Here is a 25,655-nt window from a genome sequence, read left to right as displayed (position 1 = left end):
CGTGGCGCGAGCGCTTAACTCGCACAGTGTCCACCCGATTGAGTGTCGAAGAGCGCCGGGCCCACCTGATCGAGGCAGCCATCGGTCTCGCCGAGAAAAAGGGCGTGGCGGGCGTGACCACGCGCGACGTCGCCCAAGCGGCAGGCGTGTCGCTAGGTGTGGTGCATTACTGTTTCGAAAACAAGGACGCGCTGATGACCGAGCTGGTCAAAGCGCTGTCGATGGAATTGCGAGATTCCGTCGATGCCGACGAAACAGTATGGGACGACGCGGGAACAGGAAAAGAAGCGCTGCGGAAATTGGTGCGGCGCGGCCTGGAACTGATGTGGCGCAACATCGAAGCCACCCCCGAACGTCAGCTGCTCACCTACGAGACCACCACCTACGCACTGCGCGAAGGGGAATCGACCCCGGCCAAGTTGGCGATCGCGCGCGAACAGTACGGATTCAACGACAACACCGTCGCCGACGTGATCGACCATTGCCGCGAGGCGACGCAGACCCAGTGGAACACCCCGGTGACGGCGCTGAGCCGGTTCATTCTCAATGTGATCGACGGGATCGTGCTGCGCTGGTTGGTCGATGACGACAGCGAATCGGTGCAGGTGCAGCTCGATCTGCTCGCCGAGATGATCACCGCGCACGCGAGTTAGGTTCGCGGGACCTGGATGTGGGTGTCGTCGCCTTCGCGCCACCAGGGGACGCGCACGGTGCCGGTGATCGCGCCGCGAAGGTGCACTTCCAGGGTTTCGTGCAGGACGAGGTCGCCGGTGGTGTCCGGGGGTGACCACAGTTGACGTAGGACGACACCCAAAGGTTCTGCGGCCCAAGTGCTTCGGCGGCCGGTGCCCAGCACCTCGGCGCTGACCTGCTCCGAGACCAGTGGGAGGTCGAGCAGGGTGGCCAGTGCTTCGGCGTTGTCGATGTCGCCGACGACCAGTCTTTCCGGGGGGACGACCAGGCCGAAGCAGGGTTGGTCGAGGACCATCGCGGTGCTCGCGTCTACGACGGCGCCGGACAGGGAGCGGACCTGATCGGGCAGGTCCAGTTCGCGGGGGTCCAAGGCGCCGGTCGCCACGGCGGCGGCCAGGCGGGCGTTGGTGCGGGCGATGACTTCTGGCGCAGGGGTTTTCGAGGGGTCGGCCAGTGCGTCGAGGAGTTCTTCGGCCAGACCGGCTGACATCACCTCTGCGCGGACCAGGGCGGGGCGCAGGGCGTCGAGGTCTTTTCCGTCGATGCCCGGTACCGCGAAAGCTGTGAGTAGGCCTGCGAATTCGGTGTCGTCGGGGTGGCGGAGTCTGCCCAGTTGGATGCCGTCGATGTGGGCGTGGTGGTGCAGCCACCAGGTGGTGTAGCTGTTGCGGTCGGTGAGCAGGGCTCGGGTGCGCGGCTCGGACAGCAAGTGGCGCAGGGCTTCCGGCCAGCGGTCTTCGTCGACCAGGTCGAGGTCGCGTACCGCGGTGAGTTCGCGGGGGTCCTCGGACAGGGTGTTCCACCAGGACTGTTCGTCGTCGAGGTCGTGGTCGGGGCCGATGGGTTCCGGGTCGTGGACTACGGCGAAACCCCAGCCGACGCCGATCGCGCGCAGGGCTTGTTCGCCGAACTCGGCGACGGTGGTGTCGGCGATGGTGGTGAAGGGTGCGTCGTCGGCCAGGATGGCGGCGAGGGGGGCGCCGGGCAGGAGTAGCTCGTCGGCTGGGCGTAGTTCGCCTGTGCTGTCGGGTAATTCGAGCAGGCCCAGCCAATCCGGTAGCGAATCGACGGAGGCGAAGGGGGTCAGCTGCAGTACCGCGGCGACGGTGTCGGCGTCTGCCGGATCTTGCTCGAGCAGGTCGCGTAGGGCGGGGTCGGTGAGTAGGTCGTCGGCGCTGGCGCTGCGGGCGCCCAGGCGGGCCAGGAGGGGGTGGGTGGCGTCCGGGTGGGCCAGGCGGGCCCAGTGAACGGAGACTGCGACGGTGAGTTGGTCGTCGAGGACCACTGTGCGTGGGCCGCTGACCAGGCGGCCGTCTGCCAGTGGGACTGCCAGTGCGCCGAACTCCTCGGCTGTTCTGTTGTCGACGACGAAGGGTTCGAGGGCGGTGTAAAACCTTCGCCACCAGCGGGGTTCGCGGTTCAGGCCACTCGAGAGGTCGGCTACAGCGGCCGGGCCGAGGCGGTGGACGTCGAGGACTGAGAGTTTGTCCTGGGCGGCGCGGCCGGACAGTTCTGGGATCACCAGGGGGCCGGTGATGTCGGCCAGGATTTCGGCCAAGTCTGGTGTGAGGTCGGGGAATACGCTGGCGCGAGTCGGGGTAGTGCACGGCGCGTTGGCGTCGGATGGGTCGTAGGAGAGTGCGCCATCCGAGGCGAAGGGATCGCCGTCGGATGCGAAGCTGCCGCCCTCCGACGCGAAGGAGTCGCTGCCCGAGGCGAACGGGTCGCTGCTCGAGGACGGTTCGAGCGTAGAGCGCGAACCGGCGCTTCCGGCCGATTCGGATTCGTCAGCGGCGGCGAACAAGTCCATGAGGTCTGGGATCTTGGTGGCCTGTGGGGATTCACCGGGGGCGAAGGGATCCGCGGCGGCGGCGCTGTCGGGTGCTTCCGACTCGTCGGTCGAGGCGAAAACCTCGCCGTCGCGCGACGCCGGTGCGCCGGTCGTGCCGAGAACCCCACCGTCGTGCGGTGCAGGTTCCATCGGGTCCCACTGGGGTGCCGGTTCGGTGGTGCGGGTGGCGCAGATCGGGAGCCAAGGGTTGGCGCGGAGTTCGGTGATGAGGGCTTCGCGGAGGAGGGCGTCGGCCTCGCTGCGGGCGAAGCCGGGGGTGGGGACCAGGACCAGGCGGTCGCGGGGCGGGAGGGCGCGGGCGAAATCCGCGTAGCCCGTTGCCAATTCGCTGACGCGCGCGCCGGGCAGGAGGCGGCGGCGGTCGGGTTGCATGGGGATGTCGGCGATCAGGATCGCGGGCAGGGACAGTTCCTCGTCGGAGCGAGTGGGGGCGCGTAGGACGTCCGGGGCGGCGGTGGTGGGTCGGCCCTGTCGCAGTGGGAGCAGCCAGCGGGCTCGTGAAGTCCGGTACTGCCACCAGGTTCGGCGTGCGCCGGACGGGAGGGTGATGACCAGCTGGCTGAGGGCCCCTACGTCGGCAGCGGCGTCGGCAGCGGCAGCGGCGTCGGCAGCGGCGTCGACGTCAAAGTTGGCGGAGTCAGCGTCGGCGCCAACGTTGGCGGAGTCAGCGTCGGTGCAAAGGTTGGCGGAGTCAGCGCCAGCACCAGTCTCGGCGCCAGGGTTGGCGGAGTTCGCCTTGGCCGGAGGAGCTGGGGCCAGAATGGTTACCGCGCTGGTGAATACATCGTCGCCGATTCGGATGCGCTGTAGGGCAGGCAGTTCCAGCAGGAGGTCTGGGGCTTCGGCGCGCATGGCGTCGAGGAGGGCCTCAGCGTCGATGTCGGCGCGCAGGTGGATGACGATTTCGGTGTCGGTGCCCGCCACGGGGGTGGTGGGGACGGGCCACGCGAGGCGTAGGACGGGGGGTGCGATCTCGGACAGGTCGTCGGGGATGACGATGCCGGTTTCGTGCAGGGCCTGCAGGGTTGCCGCGCGGGAGAAGCGCAGGGATCCGGTGGTGGAGCGGACTTCGATCTCGTCGCCCACCGATCGCACCGCGGTGAAGCCGACGCCGAAGCGGCCGACCTGGGCGGTGTCGGTTTTTCCGGACGCGCGCAGGGCGGTGAGCGCGTGCACGCCGGAAACAGTCAGTGGCGCACCGGTATTGGCGACATGCAGGCGTCCGTCGACCACCCGCACGGTCAGCTCACCCGCGACACCGGCCTTCGCGGCGGCGTCGGCGGCGTTCTGCGCGAGCTCGGTGAGCAGCCGATCCCGGTAGCCCGCGGCCACCAGATCGGCCTCACTGGCACTGTCCTCACGCAGCCGCGTGGGCGAATCCCGCCACGCGGCAAGAACTCCGGCCCGCAGATCCGCCGTGCCGAACGGATCCCCCGCACCGTTCAGCGCGACACCGACGATCCGTGCTCCATCGAATCAGCCTGTGCGCCTTCGTCTTCCGAGCCAGGTTCGGCCGTGACCGTCGCGATGCCCTCACCATTCAAAGGCGCATCGACACTCGCCTCGGTGACATTCGCCTCCGGACCGTCGGCGACCGACACGCTGGCCACATCAGCGGCGACCTCCGCCGTCACGACCTCGTCGGCCGACTCCGGCTTCGCGCCCTCCGCAAGCGCGGCCCGCTCAGCCTCCACCGCGGCGACGGCTTCGGCCTCTGCGGTCTCCTGCCGGTCGCCGGCCTGCTCGGCCGCAACCTCGCCGACCTCGGTCAACGCGTCAGCGGCACCTTGCTCAGCCGCAGCGTCAGCGGTCTCGATGACAGAGTCGGCGGCAGCACGTTGCTCAGCCACGACATCAGCGGTCTCGATGACGGGGTCGGCGGCGGTCGTTCCGGCCGCAACCTCCACGACCTCGACAGCAGGGTCGGCAGTCTCACCGACAACCTCCACGACCACCGTCTCAGGATCAGCGGCGATCGCCTCGTCGGCGGTGATCGCATCCTCGCCCGCATCAACGGCCTCAGCCGGATCAGCGGCGGTCGCGTCCTCGACCGCCGGCCGCACGATCTCGACGAAATCCACCGCATGGTCATCGAACGCCTCGTACAACGGCGAACCGTTCCCACTGGGCGCGATCACATCGGAGTGCGCACCGCACCCGTAGGCGATGTTGACCACGTGCCCGTCGGCGCCCATCGCGTTGCCGCACACGCCGAACGATTCGCGCAGGGCGCCTGCCAGTGGCAGGTAGAAACCGCACATGCCGCAGGTGGACGGGGCGGCCTTGGCCATTTCGGTGTCGGGGCCGAATTCGGCGAACCAGCGTTGGGCGGCGTCGGCGCGGCCTTCGACGCTGAGTACCTGGACGCGGCCGAGGCCGACCTCGCGGGCTACGTCGTCGATGACGGGGTCGCCGGTGGCGATGTAGCCGGGGACAAGGCGCGGGTCGTCGGCGGGGGTGGCGAGCAGGTCGCCGGGGCCGAGGTCGCCGGGGCGCACGCGCTGGTCCCACGGGATGAAGTCGGGGGCGATCAGGGCGCCGATGGCAGGCAGCAGCGCCGACTCGCTGACGGTGGCGTAGTCGGCGCCGGGGGGCGCGGCCACGACCACGGCCCACTGCCAGCCGCGGTAGCCGGGCAGGGTCGCCTCGAACCGGTGGGTGGCCGCGGTGTCGTCCTCGACGGTCACCCCCAGATGGACGCCTACCCCGTCGGGTTCGAGCGCGACGAGCGCACGACGTGCGACCTCGGCCGCGTCGGCCAGAACTCCACGCATGCCGGACTCCGAAACAGATACTGCGCTCACGGCATACATTTTGCCGTATGAAGTGCAATCGCAGTTCGTTGGCCGTCGCAGTGCTGGTCAGTGTGCTCGGCGCGGGGGCTTGTAGCGGCCCCGAAGACGCCGGTCCGCCGCGCTTGCGGGTGGAGGTGATCGGCTCGTCACCGCACGATCCGCGGGCCTTCACCCAGGGTCTGGAAGTGGTCGACGGGGTGCGCTACGAGAGCACCGGCATGTGGGGCGTGTCGACCGCGCGGGCCTTCGACCAGCGCACGGGCGCCGAGACCGCACGGGTCGCGCTGCCGGGTCGACTGTTCGGCGAGGGCATGACCAGGGCGGGTTCGATCGTGTGGCAGCTGACCTGGCAGGACGGTTTCGCGATCGCGCGCGACCCGATCACCCTGGCCGAAACCGGTCGCGCCGACTACGCGGGCGAGGGGTGGGGACTGTGCGCACAACCACACCGGTTGGTGATGAGCGACGGGACCGGCACGCTCACCTTCCGCGATCGGGTCACCTTCGCGCAGATCGGTTCGGTGGAACTGTCGGGCTTCAAGGGTGCGAAGCCGAACGAGTTGGATTGCGCCGAGGACGGGACGATCTACGCCAACAATTTCCCGACCGACGAAATACTGCACATCGATCCACAGACCGGCGCGGTGCTGGCCGTGATCGACGCGAGCGGTCTGCTCACCCCCGACGAGCGGAAGGGCACCGACGTACTCAACGGCATCGCGCACCTGCCGGGCACCGACCGGTTCCTGCTCACCGGAAAGTACTGGCCGCGCATGTTCGAAGTCCGGTTCGTGGGTGATTGACCCGGTGTGTCCGACATTGCCGCGCCGCGAGTGAACATCCACAGCGGGAGTGCGACAGAATTGGACCTGTGACTACGCCCCGCGAACCATCCGGTCCCGACCGTGGTCGCCGGGACGGTACCGCCGCCGACCCGCACCCCGGTTACGGGCAGTACCCGCCGCGCGCACCGCGCAAGGTCTTCCCCCGGCCCGAACGGCCGCTGCCCACCGAGCCGCCGACGGTCCGGTCGAAAAGCATGTTCCGCCGCCACGACCCCGTCGACGCCCCGACCACTCCCGTCCCGCACGCGGGTCAACAGCAGTTCCCGCGTGCGCAGGAGCAAGCACGGCCCGAACCTCCTCGCGAGGAACATCGGGCCGGCCCTCCTCGCGAGGAACATCCGGGCAGCCCTCCTCGCGAGGAACCTACGGTCGACACCGGCCCCGACGGCACCCGCGCGTTTCCTCGCGACGAGGCCGCCGACGACCCGGTCAACCAGCGCGTGCCCCGCAAACTCACCGTCACCCGAGTGGCCGCCATGCGAAGCCGCGAACTCACCGAGCGCGGCATCGCCACCTTCCAGCGGGCCGCCAAGGCCGACGGTGCCGACCAGTCCGGCCTGACCGCGCTCACCTACGCCACCATGGCGAACTTCGCGCTGGACGCCGCGATCGCGGTGTCGCTGGCCAACACCCTGTTCTTCGCCAGCGCCACCGCCGAGTCCAAAACCAAGGTGGCCCTGTATCTGCTGATCACCATCGCCCCGTTCGCGCTGATCGCCCCGCTGATCGGTCCGCTGCTGGACCGACTGCAACGCGGTCGCAGGCTCGCGCTGGCCACCACCTTCGCCCTGCGCGCGGGTTTCGCTGTCCTGTTGATCTTCAACATCGACACCTGGGGTCTGTATCCGCTGGCGTTGTGCATGATGGTCGGCTCGAAATCCTTCGCCGTCCTCAAGAGCGCGGTGACCCCGCGCGTGCTGCCACCCGACATCGACCTGGTCCGCACCAACTCCCGGTTGACCGTGTTCGGTCTGGTCGGCGGCACGATCGGCGCGGGTGCGCTGGCGGCGCTGGCGGCCCTGATCGCCGATTCCACCGGTGCGCTGATCTTCGCCACCGGCATCGCGATCGCGGGCGCGTATCTGAGTCTGCGCATTCCGCGCTGGGTCGAGGTGACCGAGGGCGAGGTCCCCGCGACGCTGACCTATCACGGCCCCGACGCCAACACCGAGATCATCGAACGCGGCATGCAATCGTCGATCCCCGCCCGGAAACGGCGGCAGCCGCTGGGCCGAGCCGTGGTCACCGGGCTGTGGGGCAACAGTTCCATCCGCGTGCTCACCGGCTTTCTCACCTTCTATATCGCCTTCGTGGCCAAGGGTTCCGGCGGCAGTCCCACCGAACAGGCGGCGATGCTGGGCGTGGTCGGTGCGGCGGCGGCGCTGGGCAATTTCGGCGGCAACGCCACCGGCGCCCGACTGCAACTGGGCCGACCGTCGCCGGTGGTGCTGGGCTGCACCGGTGCGTGCGCGGCGGTCGCACTGTTCGCCGCGTTCACCGGAAACCTGTTCGGTGCGGTGGTGGCGGCGCTGGTGGCCTCGGCGGCCAGTGCGCTGGCGAAGGTGTCGTTGGACGCCGCCATCCAGGACGATCTGCCCCCGGAGTCGATCGCATCCGGGTTCGGGCGTTCGGAGACCGTGCTGCAACTGAGCTGGGTCGTGGGCGGGGCGGCCGGTGTGCTGATGCCCACCGACTACTGGAAGGGTTTCGCGTTGATCAGCGTGATCCTGCTCGTCGGGCTGCTGCAAACGTTCGTCAGCTATACCGGGCACTCGCTGCTGCCGGGTCTGGGCGGCAATCGCCCCCAGCACGTGGAGCAGGAAGTGCCCAACACCCATCCGAGAGGGACAGGAGACCCCACGTGGTGAGCAAGATCGACACCCGAACAATCGTCGCGCTGGTGGCGGCCGCGTTGTTGGCTGTTGTCGTGGTGACCGCGGGGTGGGTCGCCATCGCGGTGGCCAAGGCGCCCGCGCACAGCCCGCAGCTCACCGCGTACGCGAACGGCAAGACCGTCACGGTCGACCCGTTCATGTACTGCTCGGTGCGCATGGAGGACTGCCAGTACGGCGAGACCGTGCCGCTGGAGGTCGTCTCGGGCTATCCGGTGCAACTGTCGCTGCCGTCGGAGGTCGCCGAATCGCCGTGGCTGATCCAGTTGATCTACCAGCGTCCCAACGGCGAACAGTTGGACAAGGTGCTCAGCTTCGCCGACTACCCCGCGAATTCCCGGGCGCTGACCATCGAATCGAAGCCGGAACCGGAACTGCGCCTGATCGGCATCGAGGTCCAGCTGCCGATCCTGGCTCGCGATATCGCCACCGGGCGCGAGTCCTATATCCCGCATGCGGCCTGGTCGATCGTGACGCCGGAACTCGACCAGGCTCCCTAGACACGAAATCGGCCCCGAACGAAGCGAATTCGTTCGGGGCCGATTTTCTTTAGTTGCTCAGTGATCGAGTTCGCGAGCCACCGCTCGAACAACCTCGGAGATCCGCTGCGACATCTTGCGATCGGGGTACTTGCCCCGGCGCAGATCCGGCTGGACCGTGCTCTCGAGCAGCGTGATCATGTCCTCGACCAGCCCGTGCAGCTCGTCGGGGGTCTTGCGCGGCCCGGCGTCCTTGCGGGCGGGCGGGGTGCCACGGTCGCGGTCGCGAACCACGGTGGGCGGTGCCTCGAGCACCGTCACGCTCAGCGCCTGCGGACCACGGCGACCCGCGGCCATGCCGAATTCGACACGCTGTCCGGGCTTGAGTCCCTCGACACCCTCGGGTAGCGCGGACGAACGGACATAGACGTCCTCGCCCTCGTCCTGAGACAGGAAGCCGAAGCCCTTCTCGACGTCGTACCACTTCACCCGGCCGGTCGGCACTGCGCTCACCCGTTCATCATTCGGCACCCGCGCCCTTGTGGCCCGGGTTACACAATTTTGCTCAATCGCGAAAGAACGCGCCCCCCAACAAGGCGGGACGCGATGTGCTCAGAGTCTACCCCGGTGCCTATTACCCGAGCACACCAGTTTTACGGTGCACCGGTGACGAACTCTGAGGAACCGGCCGCACCCGGACCACGCCGCTCCGGCGATCGCCTCCTGCACGTGGCCCTGGCCCTGTTCGGGATCGGCCTGGTGGCGGTGATCGCGATCTTCGTGACGCCGATCGTGTCCGACGGCAAGCCGGGACTGTGGCTGTACGGACTGGCGATGCTGGCGCCGCTCGGGTTCCTGCTGTCGCTGATTTTCGCGCTGTGGTCGGGCCGCCGGGCACGTTGACGCATCAACCGAATATCGCGCGCAACGTCATCCCGCTAAACATGTGATCCTGGTCACATAACGGAGCGGTCACGAAGTGAGCGCACAGCCGTTGCGCACATTCGCCACGGCAACTACCTGCGCTGACACATCAGGGATCACCCTGAGACGACCCCGAGACCCGCTGCGACCCGCCGGTTACCAAATAGTGACATTCGCCGCCGACAGTCGTACCGTTTCACTCAGTCGGGGTAACCCCCGAACCACCGGCCCGCCGCACCGAACCTCACCCCGCGGGTACCGGACCCCGATTGGAAACAAGGGGTGAGGGCGGACCGGGATGCCTCTCAGTCCGGGCCACATGCAGGTGCGAACGAGAGGAAGAAACCCGATATGAGTGGACGCCACCGCAAGCCGACTTCCACCGGGCGCACCGCGGCCAAGGTCGCCGTCACCGGCGCGATCTTCGGCACCGCAGCCGCAGCCCTCGCAGGAAACGCAAGCGCTGCCCCCGACTCCGACTGGGATCGCCTCGCACAGTGTGAAGCCGGCGGCAACTGGGGCATCAACACCGGCAACGGTTACCAGGGTGGGCTGCAGTTCTCGCCCTCCACCTGGGCCGCGCACGGCGGTGGCGAATACGCCGCCTCCGCCAACCAGGCCAGCCGCGAACAGCAGATCGTGGTCGCCGAAAAGGTTCTCGCTTCCCAGGGTTGGGGCGCATGGCCGTCTTGCTCGTCCAAGTTGGGACTGAGCAGCGGACCCACCGATCGCGTCGCCCCTTCGACCCCCAGCTGGGTCCCCGAGGTCCACATCCCGCAGGTTCAGGCCGATCCGAGTGCCGAAGTGTTCTCGGCCGTGGACCGCGCCCTCACCGTCGTGCAGCAGCAGGGCATCGCCGTGCCGCAGCAGGCTCTCGACTTCGTCAACTCGGCCAAGGGTGCTCCGCTGGACCCGGCCGTGATCGACTTCTTCCAGGCGAACAAGGGTCTGCTGCCCTCCTGATCGCTTCCGGACATAAAAGAGCCCGCATCCTTTCGAGGATGCGGGCTCTTGTCTTTCTCGTCGGAATTACACCCGGTTGATGGTCGTCTGGGGGTGCACATACGGCAGCGAGGCTGCCGGGACGGGAAACTCGGTGTCCTCACCGAACGGCGAGAGATTACCGGCGCGGGTCGACGACAATTCGGTCACGGCATGTTCGCCGTCGGCCACCGCGGGCCAGCCGTTGTCGACGTAGGGTTTCTTCGATTTGTTCACCACGCGATCATTCTGGCATATACGTGCGTGGCTGCCGCTAGCCCCGAGAACTGTAGGCTCGATCGGTGATCGCGACAGACTCTCTCGCCGATTGGCTCGGTGCGCGCACCGATGCCCAGCTGGTGAAATTGCTGCAGTTGCGGCCCGACCTGGCGGTGCCGCTGCCCGCGTCGATGTCGGTGCTCGCGGTGCGGGCTCAGCAGCGCGCGTCGGTGTTGCGCGCGGCCGACGATCTGGACACGCTCGAGTTCGCGATCATCGAGGCGCTCACCGCCAATGAGGACGCTCGCACGTTGGGCACCGAAGTCGACCAGCTCACCCGCGTCACCCTGCACGCGCAGCTCAAGGATCGGGTCACCAAGACCGCGTTCAACGCCGCGCTGACCCGCCTGCTCGACCGCGCGCTGGTCTGGCCGGTCGGCGACGCTCTCGACCTGACACCCAGTGCCGCAGAGGCCCTTCCCTGGCCGCTGGGCGCGACGACAGCGCTGCCCGACGCGCTCACCGAACCGGAGGCGGCCACCGCGCTGGCCAAGGCGAGCCCGCCCGAACGCGCGCTGCTGGACAAACTCGCCGCCACCGGTCCCCGAGGTCGCACCCGCGATGCCGCGCCGGGCACCGACCCGCAGCGCCCGGTGCCGCGTCTGCTGGCCGCGCGGCTGCTGCACTGGATCGACGACGAGACCGTGGAACTGCCGGTCACGGTCGGTCAGATGTTGCGCGGCGAACCCGTCACCGACCCGCACGCCTTGGCCCCGCCCAAGCCGGTTCTCACCAAAAACGCTGCGGCGGAAGTGAATGCGGTCGGCGCGGGCGAAGTGGGCGAACTGCTGCGCGACGCCACCGACCTGATCGAAGCCCTCGGCAAGGCGCCCGCCCCGGCCCTGCGCGCGGGCGGACTCGGCGTGCGTGAACTGCGCAGGCTCGCCAAGCAGACCAGCATCGACGAACAGCGCACCGGCCTGCTGCTGGAACTGCTCGCCGCGGCGAAACTGGTCGAAAAGGGCCTGCCCGAACCAACTCCCGACCTGGACTCCACCGACGACTTCTGGGCACCGACGCCCGCCGCCGACGCCTGGCTGGACGCCTCGCCCGCCACGCGCTGGGTGACGCTGGCGCAGGCCTGGCTGGAACTGGACCGGATGCCGTGGATGATCGGGCTGCGCGATACCGCCGACAAGCCCATCGCGGCCCTGTCGGCAGAGTTGCGGGTGCCGCACGCGGTGCGCGACCGGCAGGCGATTCTCGGCCTGCTGGCGGAGTATCCGACCGGCACGGCACTGACTCCCGGCGATATCGGCAAACTTCTGGCGTGGCGAATGCCGCGTCGCCGCAGGCACTTTCGACTCGACGCCGTCACCGCGACTTTGTCCGAAGCTGCCGTCGTCGGCCTGCTCGGTCGCGGCGCGCTCGACTCCGCCGCCCGCGCTCTCCTGCACGGCTCCGTCGCCGACGCGGAATCGGAAATGGCTGCGGCACTGCCGAAGCCGGTCGATCACGTGCTGGTACAAGCGGATCTGACAGTGATCGCACCCGGTCCGCTCGTGCCGGAACTGCAGAGCAAGATCGCCATGGTCGCCAACGTCGAATCAGCCGGTGCCGCAACGGTTTACCGGGTCACCGACGCCACCGTGCGACGCGCGCTGGACGCGGGCAACACCGCCGCCGAACTGCACGCCCTGTTCGCCACCCACTCCCGCACCCCCGTCCCGCAGTCGCTGACCTACCTCATCGACGACGTGGCCCGCAGACACGGCCAACTCCGCGTCGGCATGGCCCAGTCGTTCCTGCGCAGCGACGACCCCGCCCTGCTCGCACAGGTCCTGGCCGCCCCCGTGGCCGAGGACCTGGCGTTGCGCGCGATCGCCCCCACCGTCGCGATCGCGCTGGCTCCGCTCTCCGAAATGCTCGACCAGCTGCGCAAGGCAGGCTTCGCCCCCGCGGGCGAGGATTCCGGCGGCACGATCGTGGACCTGCGACCGCGCGGCGCCAGGATCTCCGTGCGCCCGCTGGCCCGCAAGCCCTACCGCCCCACCCCGCCCAACGACGACCAGCTCACCCAACTGGTCACCGAACTGCGCGCGGGCGAACGAGCCGCGGGCGCGCGCACCGGCCAGTCCGTGCGCTCCGACGGCTCCCGCACCGGCACCGCGGCCACCCTCGCGCTGCTGCAGTTGGCCGCGCGAGTGGGTCGGCCGGTGAACATCGGTTACGTCGACGCGCAGGGGGTGGCCAGTAAGCGGGTGGTGGAGCCGCTACGCGTGGGCAACGGCCAACTGGAGGCCGTCGACCCGGTATCCGGCGCCACCCGCCACTTCACCCTCCACCGAATCGCGTCGGTGGCTCTGCTCGATTAGGGCTTGGCCATGCAGAACGTGGTCTTCGGGTCGGGGACTGTCCGGTACAGCGACGCGTCCGTTCCGCACAGCATTTCGTCGGTCTCGCCGTCGATCCGCTGGATGACCTTGAACGACACCTCCGGCGCGGTACACGCCACGGCCTCGGCGGGACGCCTGCCCGCCTCCGCGTAGCAGGCGCCCTGGGCGAAGTTGGGGGCCAGGCACAGCGCGCTCTTCGCGTCGCCGACGGTGCCGGTGAACACGGCATTGTCGGCCGCGCAGTCCGCGCCGACCTTCACGATGCGGTAGCTGGACGTGGCCGAGGAGCAGTCGCCCACGGTCGCCTTCATCGCGTCGGCGGTGTTGTCGGTGACCTCGACGCACGAACCCGCCGCCACTGCCGCCGTTGCCGTCGCCGGGGAGTCGGACGAGCACGAGACCACCGCGCCGACCAGCGCAACTGCCGCCATCGGTGCGAGGACAACCCGTGCCGACAGTCGCTTTGCCGAGAAATTCACTGAAAACCTCACTCACCGAACGGTTAAGGACCGTCGGTGACGATACCCAAGGACACCCCGTCCGCGCTCCCCCTCGCTGGCTACCATCGAACCCATGACCCTCGACGATGTCGCCGGCGAGCTCTACACCCTCGACCCCGGCGACTTCGTGTCCACGCGCACCGAGCGGGCCGCGCAGGCTCGCGCCGACGGTGACCGGGATCTGGCCAAAGCCATCACGGGGTTGCGCAAGCCGACGGTGGCGGCGTGGACGGTGAATCTGCTGGCCCGGCACGCGCCGGACGAGGTCGCGGCGCTGCTGGATCTCGGTGACGCGCTGCGGTCGGCGCAGCGACAGTTGTCGGGTGAGAAGCTGCGCGCGTTGGGGGCGCAGCGGCAGCAGGTGGTGAACGCGATGACCAAGCGGGCTGCGGAGTTGGCCGCCGAGCACGATCGGCCCGCGGGTGAGCAGGTGTTGCGGGAGGTCGGGCAGACATTGACGGCCGCGTTGGCCGATCCTGATGTGGCCGATCTGGTTCGGGCGGGGGTGCTGCCGGCCACTGTTACCTATGACGGGTTCGGCCCGGCTGGGCTCGTCGCGATCACCGGCGGCAAGGCCACGCCCGCAAAGGCGAAACCACGCTCGAAGGACACCTCCCGTGAAGTCGCGGCCCGGCAGGAACTCGACGACGCGGAGTCCGGGCTCGCGGCAGCCCGTGCCGATCGCGATGAGGCCGAAGCCGCTGCCGCACAAGCCAAGTCAGAGTTCGATGCGATCGAGACCCGAATCGCCGACCTGCGCAGCGAACTCGAACACGCCGAACACCAGCGTCACTTCGCCCAGACCGCCGAACATCGCGCTCGTAGCGAATTCACCGCCGCGCGAAATCAATTCGATCGGATGCAGCGCTGGGTCGAACGCGCCCGCGCTCGTCTCGACGGATGACCTCCGTGCGGATTCACCGACGCAACGTGCCGGGGTAGAGAAACGCGTCGCGCGGCGGACTCGTCCCGTCGAGCCATTCGGCCAGGAACTCACCCAGTGGCATCGAGGTCCGGGTCTGCAGGAACGCGCGGAACTCCGGCATCGAAGCGTGGCCGTCTCGGTGGGCGTTCACGAAGTCTTTTATGGCCGTGAAGAACACGTCCTCGCCGATCAGTTTTCGCAACGCGTGCAGGAACAGTGGACCGCGGTAGTAGACGGAGGTGAACTCGTCGCCGACGCCGGGGGCAGCCAGTGCGACGTCCCAGAACGTGGGCACCCACAGGAATGTCGCGACTGTTTCACGGTATTCGGTGTCCACGTCGGCGTGGTCGATGCGCTCCGCCCACAGGTAGTCGGCGGTGTAGCTGGCGAAGCATTCGTTGAGGCAGATGTCGGACCACTGGCGCACCGACATGGTGTCGCCCCACCACTGGTGGGCCAGCTCGTGCACCACGGTGTTCAGGTCGGCCCATGGCGCGTAGGTCGGCCGGGTCTGGGTTTCGAGGGAGAACGGCAGTTTCGTGTCCACGTAGATGCCGCCCGCTACGTCGAACGGGTAAGGGCCGTACAGGTTTTCGAGGAAGTCGAGGATTTCGGGCAGGCGTTGTTCGTCCGCGCGGTTCTCGCCGGATTCCGGTGCGAACGCGCTCAGCACCGCGGTCCCGTTCGCGCGCCGCTGCTCGAGGAAGGTGAAGTGATCCACCGCTACCGTGGTCAGGTAGCCGATGGTGGGCTGGCGGGTTTCCCAGGTGGTGTGCAGCCGCCCGTCGCGCACCACGTGTTCGGTGCGGTCGCCGGTCGACATGACTTCCCACTCGGCGGGCACGTTCGCGTGCAGCGTGAAAGTTGCTTTGTCCGTGGGGGTGTCGTTGAGCGGATACCAGGTGGACGCACCGTGCGGCTCGCCGACGGCGAACGCGCCACCGCTGGGGGCGTGGGTCCAGCCTTTGCCTTCGGTGTCGGGGGCAGTGCCCGCGTAGTCGACGATGATCCGCATCGGCAGGCCTGGCGGCAAGGGCAGCAGGGGCGTGATCACCAGCTCGTGGGCGTCATCGCGCGCGAAACCCGCGGGCTGACCGTTCACGGTCACCATCAGCACCGGCGGCCCGCTGTAGTCGAGGTTGAACTGTGCCAGTGGCTGGGTCACGCGGCCGTCGATGCGGGCGGTGCCGCGCAGGTGGTGGGCTACCGGTTCGTAGTCGATCGACACGTCGTAGTGGGTGACGTCGTAGCCACCGTTTCCGTCGAGCGGGTAGTACGGATCACCAAGGCCCGGCGCGCCGATCAACGTCGAATCCGCCGCTGCCGGAACAACTCCCAGCGTCAACAGAGCTACCACCACAACAGAGCCAGCCGACCATCGCATGTCGAAGACACCTTTCGTCGACCAGATCGCGCGCACCCGACCATCGTCGCAGGCGCCGTTCTACCCCAAATCGGGGGGCAGGTGCCGCGGGTCGAGCAGTAGACGCTTGGTCGCCGTGCGCTTCACCCGCTCGGCCAACGGCAGATTATCCGCGAGCAGCCGCCATTCGACCTCGCCGATGGCATCGCGTGCCCGCTCGATCACCGCGTCGTCGCGAGTGCCCCAGGCGATCGGCATCGCGGTGACCAACTGCCAGCGTTCGCCGACCTGCCGGGGCGCGCGATCGGTGCGCACCGCGACGGCGGGCACGCGTTCGCCCGGCTGCGGTGCGTGACCGGGAAGCGCGCGCACCTTGCGGGTGATCAGGGCCCAACTCCGTACCGGCGCAGCAGGTTCGGCGATATCGACCAGCGCGAGCAGCACGATCCCGCCCGGCTCGGCATCACACACCACGGCGGGCACTAAAACACCGTCGTGGTACAGCTTTTCGATGCTGGAGCGGTGCGGCGTCCACAGCGCCACCCACAGGGCGATGCACGCGGCGAGCACGCACACCACCGCGAGCAGGAATCCCCACGCCTGCCCGGTCCACAACAGGGCGGCGGTGGCCGCGACGGCCAACCCGGCGGCCAGTAGGGCGATCAGGCGCAACCTGCGCAACCCGGTGAAGGTCTCGTTGACCGCGTGAGCGTGTTCACGGTCGACCACGAATTCGAAGCGGCGCACGCCTTCCTTCCTAGCACAAGTTGCGGAGTAATCGCCTCCACTTATCTGCCGAGGGGTTCGCACTCCGCACGGTACCCCCCGGCGACCTGGTCAACCGCGCTACACGCCGTCCCCGATGGGCGGCCCGAGCAGGTCGTCGGCGTCGACGATGCGGTAGGCATACCCCTGTTCGGCGAGAAAACGCTGGCGATGCGCGGCGTACTCGGCGTCGAGGGTGTCGCGCGCGACCACCGAATAGAAATGCGCCTGTCCCCCATCCTGTTTCGGCCGCAGCAGTCGACCCAGGCGCTGGGCTTCTTCCTGCCGGGAACCGAATGTACCCGAAACCTGCACGGCCACAGAAGCTTCGGGCAGGTCGATGGAGAAGTTGGCGACCTTGCTCACCACCAGCACCGGGACCTCACCGGAACGGAACGCGTCGAACAGGATCTCGCGCTCCTTGTTCTTGGTCGCGCCGGTGATCACGGGGGCATTCAGTGCCACGCCGAGTTCTTCGAGTTGGTCAAGGTACGCGCCGATCACCAGCGTCGGCGCGCCCTCGTGCCGGGCCAGGATGGACTCGACCACCGGGATCTTGGTGCGCGCGGTGGAACACAGCTTGTAGCGCTCCTCCGGCTCGGCGGTGGCGTAGGCCATGCGTTCGGCGTCGGTGAGCGTGACCCGCACCTCGACACAGTCCGCGGGCGCGATCCAGCCCTGCGCCTCGATGTCCTTCCACGGCGCGTCGTAGCGTTTCGGGCCGATCAGCGAGAACACGTCACCCTCGCGGCCGTCTTCGCGCACCAGTGTGGCGGTCAGGCCGAGCCTGCGGCGCGACTGCAGGTCGGCGGTCATCCGGAAGACGGGCGCGGGCAGCAGGTGCACCTCGTCGTAGATCACCAGGCCCCAGTCGCGGCTGTCGAACAGTTCCAGGTGCTTGTACTCGCCCTTGGATTTGCGGGTGATGACCTGGTAGGTGGCGATGGTGACCGGGCGGATCTCCTTGCGTTCGCCGGAGTACTCGCCGATCTCGTCCTCGGTGAGCGTGGTGCGCGCCAACAGTTCGCGCCGCCACTGCCTGCCCGCCACGGTGTTGGTGACCAAGATCAGCGTGGTGGCCTTCGCCTTGGCCATCGCGGCCGCGCCGACCATCGTCTTACCCGCGCCACACGGCAGCACGACCACCCCGGAACCGCCCGCCCAGAACGAGTCGGCGGCCATCTCCTGGTAGTCGCGCAGGTGCCATTTGCCCTCGCTGTAATCGAGGCCGATGTCGTGCGCCTCACCGTCGACGTAACCCGCCAGATCCTCGGCGGGCCAACCGATCTTCAACAGCATCTGCTTGATGTGACCGCGCTCGGACGGGTGCACGATCACCGTGTCGTCGTCGACACGCGCGCCCAGCATCGGCGCGATCTTCTTGTGCCGCAACACTTCTTCGAGCACGGCACGATCCAGGCTCACCAGGCTCAACCCGTGCGCGGGGTGCTTGACCAGCTGCAGTCGGCCGTAACGACCCATCGTGTCGACGATGTCGACCAGCAGCGGCTGCGGCACGGCGTACCGGGAGAAGTTCACCAGCGCGTCCACGACCTGCTCGGCGTCGTGACCGGCCGCGCGGGCGTTCCACAGCGCGAGCGGGGTGATCCGGTAGGTGTGGATGTGTTCGGGCGCGCGCTCCAACTCCGCGAACGGGGCAATGGCCTGCCGCGCGTTGCCCGCCAGCTCGTGATCGACCTCGAGCAGCAGAGTCTTGTCGCTTTGCACGATCAGCGGACCATCGGTCACACGTTGCTCCTGGGTTCTCGGCGGCTGGTGCCGCGGGGTTCTCGGCGGTGGTGCCGCAGGGTTTTCGGCCTCGTAACCCCCGAATCCGAGGGGCGATACTGCGCGTTCGGCGGTCCGTCTCGCCCCTCGAGCCGGGGCGGTCGAAAACGTGGGGGTTGCGTGGGGTGGTTGAACCGATGGGCGGCGTTCGGTGGGCTTTGTCGATTGTACGGACCAGGTCCGACAGGGCCAGGGCGGAAAGCTCGCGGACGCTGTCGTGGATCCGCGGTGCGCGGCCGTTGCTCGTTTCGGTTCAGCGACTTTGCCGATTGTACGGACCGGGACCGACACGACCTGGGCGAAGAATGGCCGGGCGAGCGAGGCAGGGAGACCTAGGTCGGCCGGCTGACGTCCTGGATGCACCGGCACAGACGGCACCGGTGATGACGAACGTTCGGGGTCCAGCGCTTGCTGACTGGACCGCGACAACTGCCCCTGACCGGGCGAAACTCGATACATGCTTCAGACGACGGCGGTTCTCGGGGTCGCGGCGGCAGCCCTCGGCATGGTGCTGACGCCCGGCCCGAACATGATGTACCTGGTGTCGAGGACGGTCGCGCAGGGCCGTCGGGCGGGGATGATCTCGCTCACCGGGGTCGCGGCGGGATTCGCGGTCTACCTGGCTGCGGCCACGGCCGGGATCACGGCGGTGTTCGCCGTCGTGCCCGGCCTGTACACGGCCGTGAAGCTGGCCGGAGCCGCGTACCTGCTGTGGCTGGCCTGGCAGGCGATCCGCCCCGACGGCGTCTCGGTGTTCACCCCCACCGACCTACCGCACGACCCCGCCCGCCGCCTGTTCACCATGGGCCTGACCACCAACCTCCTGAACCCGAAGATCGCGATCATGTACATGGCCCTGATCCCCCAATTCGTCGACCCCGCACGCGGCGCACTGTGGTTGCAAAGCCTGTCCCTGGGCGCAATCCAGATCACAGTCGCCCTAACCGTCAACGCCCTGATCGTCCTAGCCGCCGCCACCCTGTCCACCTTCCTCACCGCCCACCCCCTCTGGCTACGCACCCAGCGCTACCTCATGGGCACCGCCCTAGGCGCCATAGCCATCACCCTGGCCACCGACAAAGCCCGCCCCACCCCAGCCTGACCGATCCCCGTACGTCCCGGTCCACCCCACCTTTCCGTCCGGGTAACCACCCGGCAGTCCCCACCCAAAGCGCCCCACCTTTTCGATCCGGGTAACCCCCACAAGGCCCCACCCAAAAACACAGCGCCTTTTCGGTCCGGGAAGTCACCAGGAAGTCTCTACCAAAGGGCCCCGCCCTGATCTGGACTGACCGGAGGGTGCGACGAAGGAGTACCCGCAGGGAGGGAAGATCAGGGCCCCCTGGGGCCCGCTCGAGCGCGCCAGCGCTCCAAAAACACAGCGTGGGAGTTTGCGTCACCGTCTCTACCCATGCACGCTGCTGTGGACGTCGGGGCCGAAGGAGCAGCGGTGAGTGTTGGGTTACTGGTGTCGGCGTTAGCCGGCCCATCGGTGAGCGAGCTCGATTCGGCAGTAAACGCGGTCCATCACGGTGGCGAACTACTCGGCGTAATCTCCTTCGCCGCATCAGGCGCCCTGGTCGCGGTCCGCAAACGCCTGGATCTGTTCGGCATGGTCGTACTCGCCTGCGCCACAGCCCTGGGCGGCGGCATCGTGCGCGATCTCCTGATCGGCCGAACTCCCCCAGCCGCCTTCACGGACCTGACCTACCTGTGCGCGTCGATGCTCACCGCCCTGCTGCTGTACTTCATCGCCCCGTCACGCCGCCTCACCAAGGGCCCCCTGGAAATCGCCGACGCGATCGGCCTCGGACTGTTCTGCGTAACCGGCACCGTGATCGCCGATTCGGCGGGCCTCGGCGCACCGACCGCCGCCTTGCTCGGCATGACCACTGCCATCGGCGGCGGTGTCATCCGCGACGTCCTCAGCGGCGAAGTGCCCAGCGTGCTGCGACCCGACCAAGACCTGTACGCGGTCCCCGCTCTGTTCGGCGCGGCCGCGACCGCTGCGTTGCTATCGTTCGACCTGTACGAGTCCTGGACCGGGCTGCTCGCCGCGGCCGGCGCAGTGGGATTCCGACTGCTGGCCCGCCACTACCAGTGGCACGCACCCCTGGCCCGACACGCCCGCGACTGACCTTCAGCGCACCGCGATGCCGGCCCGAAGTCGGCGCACCCCTTCATCGATGGTCTCGTCCCGCTTGCTGAAGGTGAAGCGCACCAGATGTTTCCAATCATCGGAGTGGTCGGCGAAGGCACTGACCGGCACGGCCGCAACACCGAGCCGCGCGGGAAGTTCACGGCAGAACGCCAGCCCGTCGTCGGTGCCCAGCGGCCGGGTGTCAGCACACACGAAGTAGCCGCCATTACTGGCAGACACTTCGAACCCCGTGTCGCGCAACGCTTCCGAAAGTCGAGTGCGCTTGTCCGCGAGCCCGTCACGCTGCGCGCGCACCCAATCCAGTTCCTCATTGATCGCATACGCCACAGCAGGCTGGAACGGTCCCCCACCGACGAAGGTGAGGAACTGCTTGGCTGTGAGCACCGCATCCAGCAGCGGCGCGGGTGCGCACGCCCAGCCGATCTTCCAGCCGGTGACATTGAAAGTCTTTGCCGCACTGGACACCACGATGGTGCGCTCCCGCATACCGGGCAGCGTGGAGATGCTGATGTGCTCGGTGCCGTCGTAGACCAAATGCTCGTAGACCTCGTCGGCCAACACCAGCAGATCGTGCTCGATGGCCAACTCCGCGATGGCGGTGAGGTCGGCCCGGTCGAGGACAGCGCCAGTCGGGTTGTGCGGCGAATTCACCACCACCATGCGAGTTTTCGGGGTGATCGCGGCGCGCAAGCTGTCCAGGTCGAGCACGAATCGGTCACCGTTGGGCACCAGACGAGCAGTTCGGCGTTGCGCACCAGCGAGAGCTGTTGCGGCGGAATAGGAGTCGTAGAACGGCTCGATCAGCACCACCTCCTGGCCGGGCTCGACCAGTCCGAGCACCGCGGCACTGATCGCCTCGGTCGCGCCGACGGTGACCAGTACCTCGGTGGCCGGGTCGTAGTCGGTGCCGTAGCGGCGGGCGCGATCATCGGCGATCGCCTGGCGCAGCACCGGCATGCCACGGCCGGGCGGGTACTGGTTCAGGCCGTCGGCGATCGCCGCGCGGGCAACCTCGAGCATGCGCGCGGGCCCGTCGGTATCGGGGAAACCCTGCCCGAGATTCACCGCGTCGTGCCGCACGGCCAACTCGGTCATCTCGGCGAAGATGGTCGATCCGAACGGGCGCAAACGGGCGACAGTGGGCGGCACAGGCGACATCTTCGCAGCGTAGCCCACCACACGTCGACGTTGCCGAACGATAGCGAACACGCATGTTTCACAAACGTTTTCCCGGTTTGACCTGCACTATTGTGCGATGGCCCAACCTCAGCTAGCCTCGCCGTGTTCTACCTCACACCACATCGAAGTGGTATATCGAAAGGGGCGCGTCATGGCCTCACCTCTGCTCGACTTCATCGTGCAACCGGCTGCGTCGGAGGTAGCCGGTTCGGCCCTGCGGTTCATCGCTGACCAGTTGTCCGCCAGCCCGATCGTGGACTTGTTCACGGGCTCGGCCACACCGGACAACAACATGGGTTCCTCGACCGGCGACCACAATCTCGGCTCGTCGACCGGCGACCACAACTGGGGCTCCACCTACCCCTAACCCCTGGGCAGGTCCTCTTCGCTGAGAAGTTCAGCGAAGAGGACTAGGGCAGGCGCGCGCCGGACAGCTTCGCTGGGTTCGCGAAATCGTATGCTGCCCAGATCTTTTCGTCTTTCACAGCGAAGCCCAGAACGCGCACGGGGCGCCCGAACGGCGAGTTCGGGTCGGTGATGATCAGCCCCGATTGCCCGTTCACCGTGGCATCGCGCATTTCCAGGCCCTGTTCGGACTGGTGCGCACGCCATAGGAACAGCGCCAACCGTGCGATCTTCTCTTGTCCTGCAACGATATTCAGTGCGGTTTCGGTCTTGCCGCCCGCGTCGGCGGTGAACGTAGCCTCCGGGTGCAGCGTCGCGACCACCGCGGCGACGTCGTCGGTGGCCAGCGCCGCAAGGAACCTACGCACCGCCAGATCGTGTACATCGTCGGCGGCGACATCCGGCGTGTGATGCACCCGCACCGCCAATTCCTTTGCGGCACTGGCGGAAATCTCGAGAATCGCGGCGATCTCGTCGAACGACATGTACTGCCCCCGATGCAGAACCAGCGCGACCCGCTGCTGCGCAGTCAGCGAGTCCAACGCCACCATCGCCGCCATCGCGCAGTCCCGATCCCGCACGACCGCATCCAACTCTCGCGTGGAATTGTCCACCGAGACGATCGGTTCCGGCAGCCACTGCCCCACATACGTCTGTCGGCGCACCGCCGCACTTCGCAAGTGGTCCAGGCAAATTCGACCGACTTCGGTCAGCAACCAGGCGCGCAGATCGTCGATCTCGGACTGGTGCACACCCGCCATCCGCAGCCAGCTCTCCTGCACGGCCTCCTCGGCGTCGCCGACGCTTCCGGTGAGCCGGTAGGCGACCGAAAGCAGGTGCGTTCGATGCGATTCGAACAAGTCGGCGAGAAACGGGGAAACCATCGGTGCAGATCCTACGGAGCCACCGGGGCGGGCCCTGTCACTGGCCCGACCATTCGCGAAGCATCCGGATGCACCATTCAGCGAGAATTCGGCCCTGACCTGTCAGGATGGCCGGATGTACGAGCACACGCTCACCGACGGCACGGTCTGGCTCACCCGCCCGACCGCAGCCGATATCGACCGCATCGTCGCCTGCTGTCAGGACCCCGACGTGCAGCGCTGGACCACCGTCCCGGTCCCGTACCAGCGGTCCGACACCGAGGACTTCCTCGACCGTGTCGTGGCCCCCGGCTGGGCGGACAACGCCCCGGTCTGGGCCATCCGCACCTCGGCGAGCAGCCAGGTGGAAGGCATGATCAGCCTGGCCCCGCGCGGTGTCGGCGCCCGCGAGATCGGCTTCTGGCTCACCCCCGAAAACCGCGGACAAGGCCTCATGTCGCGCGCGATCACCCTGGTCTGCGACTTCGCTTTCGCCCCCGATGGTCTCGCGCTGGATCGGATCATGTGGCGGGCGATCGTCGGCAACGTCCCTTCGGCTACCGCCGTGCGCCGCAACGGCTTTCACTTCGAGGGCGTGGCCCGCTCGGGCGGGATCCAGCGCGGCACCCGCGTCGACGAATGGGTCGCGGCCCGGCTACCGACCGATCCCGGCGGAGTCGTCGCAGGGTGGCCGACACCGGCGTAATCGCCCACTTCGCGCGTTTTCAGTCAGAAAACTGATTTTTCGACGCCCGTTTGTACGATTACGCCGGTGTGATCCGATCGATGTCATCATCGATCCATGCGCAGGTATCCGCGGGCCGATGGCTGACGACGCGCGGTTCGACTGGTTCGCCGACACCATTGGGGTGCGGGCGGGCGAGCGGGTGCTCGAACTGGGTCCCGGTTCCGGCGCCTCGTTGCAACGGATCGCGGCCAGGCTGGGCGATGGGCGGATCGTCGGGGTCGACCGCTCGGCCACCGCGGTCGCGCGGGCAGCCAAACGCTGTGCCACCGAGATCGCCGATGGCCGGGTTCGACTGGTCGAGGGAGAGATCGGCAATATCGGGGCCGCGCGGTTGCTCGACGAACTCGACTCCGGTGCGCGCTTCGACCTGATCTTCGCGGTCAACGTCAACCTGTTCTGGACCGGCCCCGCGACCACCGCCTGGTCCACCGTTCGCGAATGCCTCGCCCCCACCGGCCGATTCTGGCTCTGCTACGGCTACGGCACACCGGGCCCCGCCCCGAGCACCGACCAACTCACCGAACGCTTCGCCGCCGCCGGCTACGCGTGCACGACTGTCGCCTCCGAGGCCCTTCTCGCCGCCTGTCTCACGCCGCTCACCTGAAGACCAAGATCAACAGGCTCTCAGGGTTTTTCCTTCTCGGGCGATGTTTGCGTGATCACCTGGTGATCAGCTGTCCAGGGCAGTCAGTCCGGTCCGAGCGGTGGCGCGGCGGGCGATAGCTGCGTGCGACCCGCGCTCAGGTCGGGCGGTGGGGGGCTCGGCGGGCGGTGCCTCGGTGGGCGGGGATGGTGGTGGGGTCTTCGGGCCAGGCGTGTTTGGGGTAGCGGCCGCGGAGGTCGGCGCGGACCTGGGGCCAGCCGGTTTTCCAGAAGGAGGGCAGGTCGGCGGTGACGGCTACGGGGCGTTGGGCTGGGGAGAGCAGGTGCAGCAGGAGGGTGGCGCGGCCGTCGGCGAGGGTGGGCGGGTCGGTCCAGCCGAAGATTTCCTGGACTTTGACCGCGAGGACGGGTTGGTCGGCGGAGTAGTCGACGCGGACGCGGCTTCCGGACGGGACCTCGAGGCGTTCGGGGGCCAGTTCGTCCAGGCGGGCGGCTGCGGGCCATGGGAGTAGGCGGCGCAGGGCGGATCCTGCGTCGATGCGGGCCAGGTCGGCGCGGCGGCGGGCGGTGGAAAGTTCAGGGGTGAGCCAGGATTCGAGGTCGGACAGCAGTGCCTCGTCGTCGACGGCGGGCCAGGGGGCACCGAGGGTGCGGTGCAGGAAGTCCAGGCGTTGGCGCAGGCTGCGGGCATCGTCGCTCCATCGCAGCAGGTCCAGGCCTTCCGACCGAAGTCCTTGTCGCACAGCCTTTTCCACCAGTTGCTGATCTGGCTTGCGGATCGTCTGCTCCGACAGCAGGATCGCGCCCAGCCGCTCCACGCGACGCGCGACTACGTCCCCGCCATCCCATCGCACCTCGTCGGCCACCACCACCAACCCCGGCGCGGCCTCCCGCGCCAGTTCTTCATCGGCGATGGCCGCCAACCGAATTCGCCCTTCGGCCCGTCCGGGTTCACGATCGGCGATCGCCACCGCGAGCCATTCCGCGGCAGCCAACCCCGACCCCGGTGGCAAGGTCACCGCCGTCCCACCCGCCATGAGATAGGTCGACGACCCACTCCCCCGCCGCCGAGCCAACCGCTCCGGCTGCGCCAACGCGATCAACAAGGCAGCGACATCGGCCTCGGACCCACCACCCGCGAGCACTGATCCAGCGACCGGAGACCGACCTGTTGAGTACGACCGGCCGCGTGGATTGCGGTCGGCCGCGGCATCAGCGCTCTGGGCCGCCGGCCGATCGGGTGGAGCGGGCTTGCCGTCGGGCGGAGCGGGCTTGCCGT

24 protein-coding genes are annotated in these 25,655 nt (G+C 68.2%); 13 read left to right on the top strand and 11 right to left on the bottom strand.

The annotated features are described in order from the left end of the window. Positions 1–26: 26 nt before the first annotated feature. Positions 27–653 (top strand): TetR/AcrR family transcriptional regulator, encoded by a 627-nt coding sequence (locus ACFWVD_RS08110; protein ID WP_379241289.1) that lies wholly within the window; start codon positions 27–29, stop codon positions 651–653. Here ACFWVD_RS08110 and ACFWVD_RS08105 read toward each other — a convergent pair. Both ACFWVD_RS08105 and ACFWVD_RS08100 read right to left on the bottom strand, forming a co-directional pair. After that, positions 650–3,991 (bottom strand): sacsin N-terminal ATP-binding-like domain-containing protein, encoded by a 3,342-nt coding sequence (locus ACFWVD_RS08105; protein WP_379241557.1) that lies wholly within the window; start codon positions 3,989–3,991, stop codon positions 650–652. The genes ACFWVD_RS08110 and ACFWVD_RS08105 overlap by 4 nt on opposite strands. Then, the gene (locus tag ACFWVD_RS08100) at positions 3,988–5,349 is read right to left on the bottom strand and encodes a DUF3027 domain-containing protein (protein ID WP_379241288.1); all 1,362 of its coding nucleotides are present in this window, start codon (positions 5,347–5,349) and stop codon (positions 3,988–3,990) included. The genes ACFWVD_RS08105 and ACFWVD_RS08100 overlap by 4 nt, the downstream gene beginning before the upstream one ends. 17 nt (positions 5,350–5,366) lie before the next feature. On the opposite strand from ACFWVD_RS08100, the gene ACFWVD_RS08095 reads away from it, so the two are divergent. The 3 genes from ACFWVD_RS08095 (at position 5,367) to ACFWVD_RS08085 (ending at position 8,577) form a co-directional block, all read left to right on the top strand. Next, positions 5,367–6,143, top strand: a complete 777-nt coding sequence (locus tag ACFWVD_RS08095) for a glutaminyl-peptide cyclotransferase (RefSeq protein WP_379241287.1) — start codon at positions 5,367–5,369, stop codon at positions 6,141–6,143. 236 nt (positions 6,144–6,379) lie between these two features. Continuing rightward, positions 6,380–8,053 (top strand): MFS transporter, encoded by a 1,674-nt coding sequence (locus tag ACFWVD_RS08090; protein ID WP_379241556.1) that lies wholly within the window; start codon positions 6,380–6,382, stop codon positions 8,051–8,053. Continuing rightward, a complete protein-coding gene (locus ACFWVD_RS08085) occupies positions 8,047–8,577 on the top strand; it encodes a DUF2771 domain-containing protein (RefSeq protein WP_379241286.1) in 531 nt (176 codons plus the stop codon). Before ACFWVD_RS08090 ends, ACFWVD_RS08085 begins: the two co-directional genes overlap by 7 nt. 57 nt (positions 8,578–8,634) lie before the next feature. Here ACFWVD_RS08085 and ACFWVD_RS08080 read toward each other — a convergent pair whose 3' ends face one another. Next, positions 8,635–9,060 carry a cold-shock protein gene (locus ACFWVD_RS08080; protein WP_379241555.1) on the bottom strand — a complete coding sequence of 142 codons (426 nt, stop codon included), beginning with the start codon at positions 9,058–9,060 and terminating at the stop codon, positions 8,635–8,637. Positions 9,061–9,222: 162 nt separating this feature from the next. On the opposite strand from ACFWVD_RS08080, the gene ACFWVD_RS08075 reads away from it, so the two are divergent. Further along, positions 9,223–9,459 (top strand): hypothetical protein, encoded by a 237-nt coding sequence (locus ACFWVD_RS08075; RefSeq protein ID WP_379241285.1) that lies wholly within the window; start codon positions 9,223–9,225, stop codon positions 9,457–9,459. Between the two features lie 372 nt (positions 9,460–9,831). Further along, on the top strand, positions 9,832–10,443 hold the full coding sequence (locus tag ACFWVD_RS08070) for a transglycosylase family protein (protein WP_379241284.1): 612 nt from the start codon (positions 9,832–9,834) through the stop codon (positions 10,441–10,443). A gap of 66 nt (positions 10,444–10,509) precedes the next feature. Here the strand turns inward: ACFWVD_RS08070 and ACFWVD_RS08065 are convergent, their stop codons facing one another. After that, positions 10,510–10,701, bottom strand: a complete 192-nt coding sequence (locus tag ACFWVD_RS08065; RefSeq protein ID WP_357364320.1) for a hypothetical protein — start codon at positions 10,699–10,701, stop codon at positions 10,510–10,512. 62 nt (positions 10,702–10,763) lie between these two features. On the opposite strand from ACFWVD_RS08065, the gene ACFWVD_RS08060 reads away from it, so the two are divergent. Continuing rightward, on the top strand, positions 10,764–13,055 hold the full coding sequence (locus ACFWVD_RS08060; RefSeq protein ID WP_379241283.1) for a helicase-associated domain-containing protein: 2,292 nt from the start codon (positions 10,764–10,766) through the stop codon (positions 13,053–13,055). Here ACFWVD_RS08060 and ACFWVD_RS08055 read toward each other — a convergent pair. Continuing rightward, positions 13,052–13,507 (bottom strand): hypothetical protein, encoded by a 456-nt coding sequence (locus ACFWVD_RS08055; protein ID WP_379241282.1) that lies wholly within the window; start codon positions 13,505–13,507, stop codon positions 13,052–13,054. The genes ACFWVD_RS08060 and ACFWVD_RS08055 overlap by 4 nt on opposite strands. Before the next feature lie 142 nt (positions 13,508–13,649). Here ACFWVD_RS08055 and ACFWVD_RS08050 point away from each other — a divergent pair, with 142 nt between their 5' ends. Next, positions 13,650–14,480 (top strand): hypothetical protein, encoded by an 831-nt coding sequence (locus ACFWVD_RS08050; RefSeq protein WP_379241281.1) that lies wholly within the window; start codon positions 13,650–13,652, stop codon positions 14,478–14,480. 13 nt (positions 14,481–14,493) lie between these two features. On the opposite strand, the gene ACFWVD_RS08045 is transcribed toward ACFWVD_RS08050, so the two are convergent. The 3 genes from ACFWVD_RS08045 to ACFWVD_RS08035 form a co-directional block, all read right to left on the bottom strand. Then, entirely contained in the window at positions 14,494–15,885 is a 1,392-nt protein-coding gene (locus ACFWVD_RS08045) for a M1 family metallopeptidase (protein WP_379241280.1), read from the bottom strand. A gap of 60 nt (positions 15,886–15,945) precedes the next feature. Next, positions 15,946–16,611: a DUF3239 domain-containing protein gene (locus ACFWVD_RS08040; protein ID WP_379241279.1), complete on the bottom strand. Its 666-nt coding sequence runs from the start codon at positions 16,609–16,611 to the stop codon at positions 15,946–15,948. 99 nt (positions 16,612–16,710) lie between these two features. Further along, positions 16,711–18,378, bottom strand: a complete 1,668-nt coding sequence (locus tag ACFWVD_RS08035; RefSeq protein WP_379241278.1) for a DNA repair helicase XPB — start codon at positions 18,376–18,378, stop codon at positions 16,711–16,713. Positions 18,379–18,874: 496 nt separating this feature from the next. Here ACFWVD_RS08035 and ACFWVD_RS08030 point away from each other — a divergent pair, with 496 nt between their 5' ends. After that, positions 18,875–19,519 carry a LysE family translocator gene (locus tag ACFWVD_RS08030; RefSeq protein WP_379241277.1) on the top strand — a complete coding sequence of 215 codons (645 nt, stop codon included), beginning with the start codon at positions 18,875–18,877 and terminating at the stop codon, positions 19,517–19,519. A gap of 309 nt (positions 19,520–19,828) precedes the next feature. Then, entirely contained in the window at positions 19,829–20,554 is a 726-nt protein-coding gene (locus tag ACFWVD_RS08025; protein WP_379241276.1) for a trimeric intracellular cation channel family protein, read from the top strand. Positions 20,555–20,557: 3 nt separating this feature from the next. Here the strand turns inward: ACFWVD_RS08025 and ACFWVD_RS08020 are convergent, their stop codons facing one another. Continuing rightward, positions 20,558–21,736 carry a pyridoxal phosphate-dependent aminotransferase gene (locus tag ACFWVD_RS08020; RefSeq protein ID WP_379241275.1) on the bottom strand — a complete coding sequence of 393 codons (1,179 nt, stop codon included), beginning with the start codon at positions 21,734–21,736 and terminating at the stop codon, positions 20,558–20,560. A gap of 172 nt (positions 21,737–21,908) precedes the next feature. Between ACFWVD_RS08020 and ACFWVD_RS08015 the strand changes: the two genes are divergently transcribed. Further along, complete coding sequence (locus ACFWVD_RS08015; protein WP_379241274.1) at positions 21,909–22,124, top strand: hypothetical protein; 216 nt, start codon at positions 21,909–21,911, stop codon at positions 22,122–22,124. A gap of 43 nt (positions 22,125–22,167) precedes the next feature. On the opposite strand, the gene sigJ is transcribed toward ACFWVD_RS08015, so the two are convergent. Then, positions 22,168–23,046: an RNA polymerase sigma factor SigJ gene (gene sigJ, locus ACFWVD_RS08010; RefSeq protein ID WP_379241273.1), complete on the bottom strand. Its 879-nt coding sequence runs from the start codon at positions 23,044–23,046 to the stop codon at positions 22,168–22,170. Between the two features lie 115 nt (positions 23,047–23,161). On the opposite strand from sigJ, the gene ACFWVD_RS08005 reads away from it, so the two are divergent. Next, complete coding sequence (locus ACFWVD_RS08005; RefSeq protein ID WP_379241272.1) at positions 23,162–23,731, top strand: GNAT family N-acetyltransferase; 570 nt, start codon at positions 23,162–23,164, stop codon at positions 23,729–23,731. A gap of 118 nt (positions 23,732–23,849) precedes the next feature. After that, on the top strand, positions 23,850–24,377 hold the full coding sequence (locus ACFWVD_RS08000) for a class I SAM-dependent methyltransferase (protein ID WP_379241271.1): 528 nt from the start codon (positions 23,850–23,852) through the stop codon (positions 24,375–24,377). Positions 24,378–24,513: 136 nt separating this feature from the next. Here the strand turns inward: ACFWVD_RS08000 and ACFWVD_RS07995 are convergent. Then, on the bottom strand, positions 24,514–25,655 hold a 1,142-nt coding region (locus ACFWVD_RS07995; RefSeq protein ID WP_379241270.1), incomplete at its 5' end, for an ATP-dependent helicase C-terminal domain-containing protein.

Origin of the sequence: Nocardia sp. NPDC058666 (genome assembly GCF_042714895.1) — a bacterium.
GTDB lineage: Bacteria > Actinomycetota > Actinomycetes > Mycobacteriales > Mycobacteriaceae > Nocardia.
This window is presented reverse-complemented; position numbering and strand designations above follow the sequence as displayed.

Coding starts and splice junctions, on each gene's coding strand:
- ACFWVD_RS08095 (WP_379241287.1), top strand. CDS start 5,367: ATGAAGTGCAATCGCAGTTCGTTGGCCGTCGCAGTGCTGGTCAGTGTG.
- ACFWVD_RS08090 (WP_379241556.1), top strand. CDS start 6,380: ATGTTCCGCCGCCACGACCCCGTCGACGCCCCGACCACTCCCGTCCCG.
- ACFWVD_RS08070 (WP_379241284.1), top strand. CDS start 9,832: ATGAGTGGACGCCACCGCAAGCCGACTTCCACCGGGCGCACCGCGGCC.
- ACFWVD_RS08055 (WP_379241282.1), bottom strand. CDS start 13,507: ATGGCGGCAGTTGCGCTGGTCGGCGCGGTGGTCTCGTGCTCGTCCGAC.
- ACFWVD_RS08050 (WP_379241281.1), top strand. CDS start 13,650: ATGACCCTCGACGATGTCGCCGGCGAGCTCTACACCCTCGACCCCGGC.
- ACFWVD_RS08045 (WP_379241280.1), bottom strand. CDS start 15,885: ATGCGATGGTCGGCTGGCTCTGTTGTGGTGGTAGCTCTGTTGACGCTG.
- ACFWVD_RS08030 (WP_379241277.1), top strand. CDS start 18,875: ATGCTTCAGACGACGGCGGTTCTCGGGGTCGCGGCGGCAGCCCTCGGC.
- ACFWVD_RS08025 (WP_379241276.1), top strand. CDS start 19,829: ATGCACGCTGCTGTGGACGTCGGGGCCGAAGGAGCAGCGGTGAGTGTT.
- ACFWVD_RS08020 (WP_379241275.1), bottom strand. CDS start 21,736: ATGTCGCCTGTGCCGCCCACTGTCGCCCGTTTGCGCCCGTTCGGATCG.
- ACFWVD_RS08015 (WP_379241274.1), top strand. CDS start 21,909: ATGGCCTCACCTCTGCTCGACTTCATCGTGCAACCGGCTGCGTCGGAG.
- sigJ (WP_379241273.1), bottom strand. CDS start 23,046: ATGGTTTCCCCGTTTCTCGCCGACTTGTTCGAATCGCATCGAACGCAC.
- ACFWVD_RS08005 (WP_379241272.1), top strand. CDS start 23,162: ATGTACGAGCACACGCTCACCGACGGCACGGTCTGGCTCACCCGCCCG.
- ACFWVD_RS08000 (WP_379241271.1), top strand. CDS start 23,850: ATGGCTGACGACGCGCGGTTCGACTGGTTCGCCGACACCATTGGGGTG.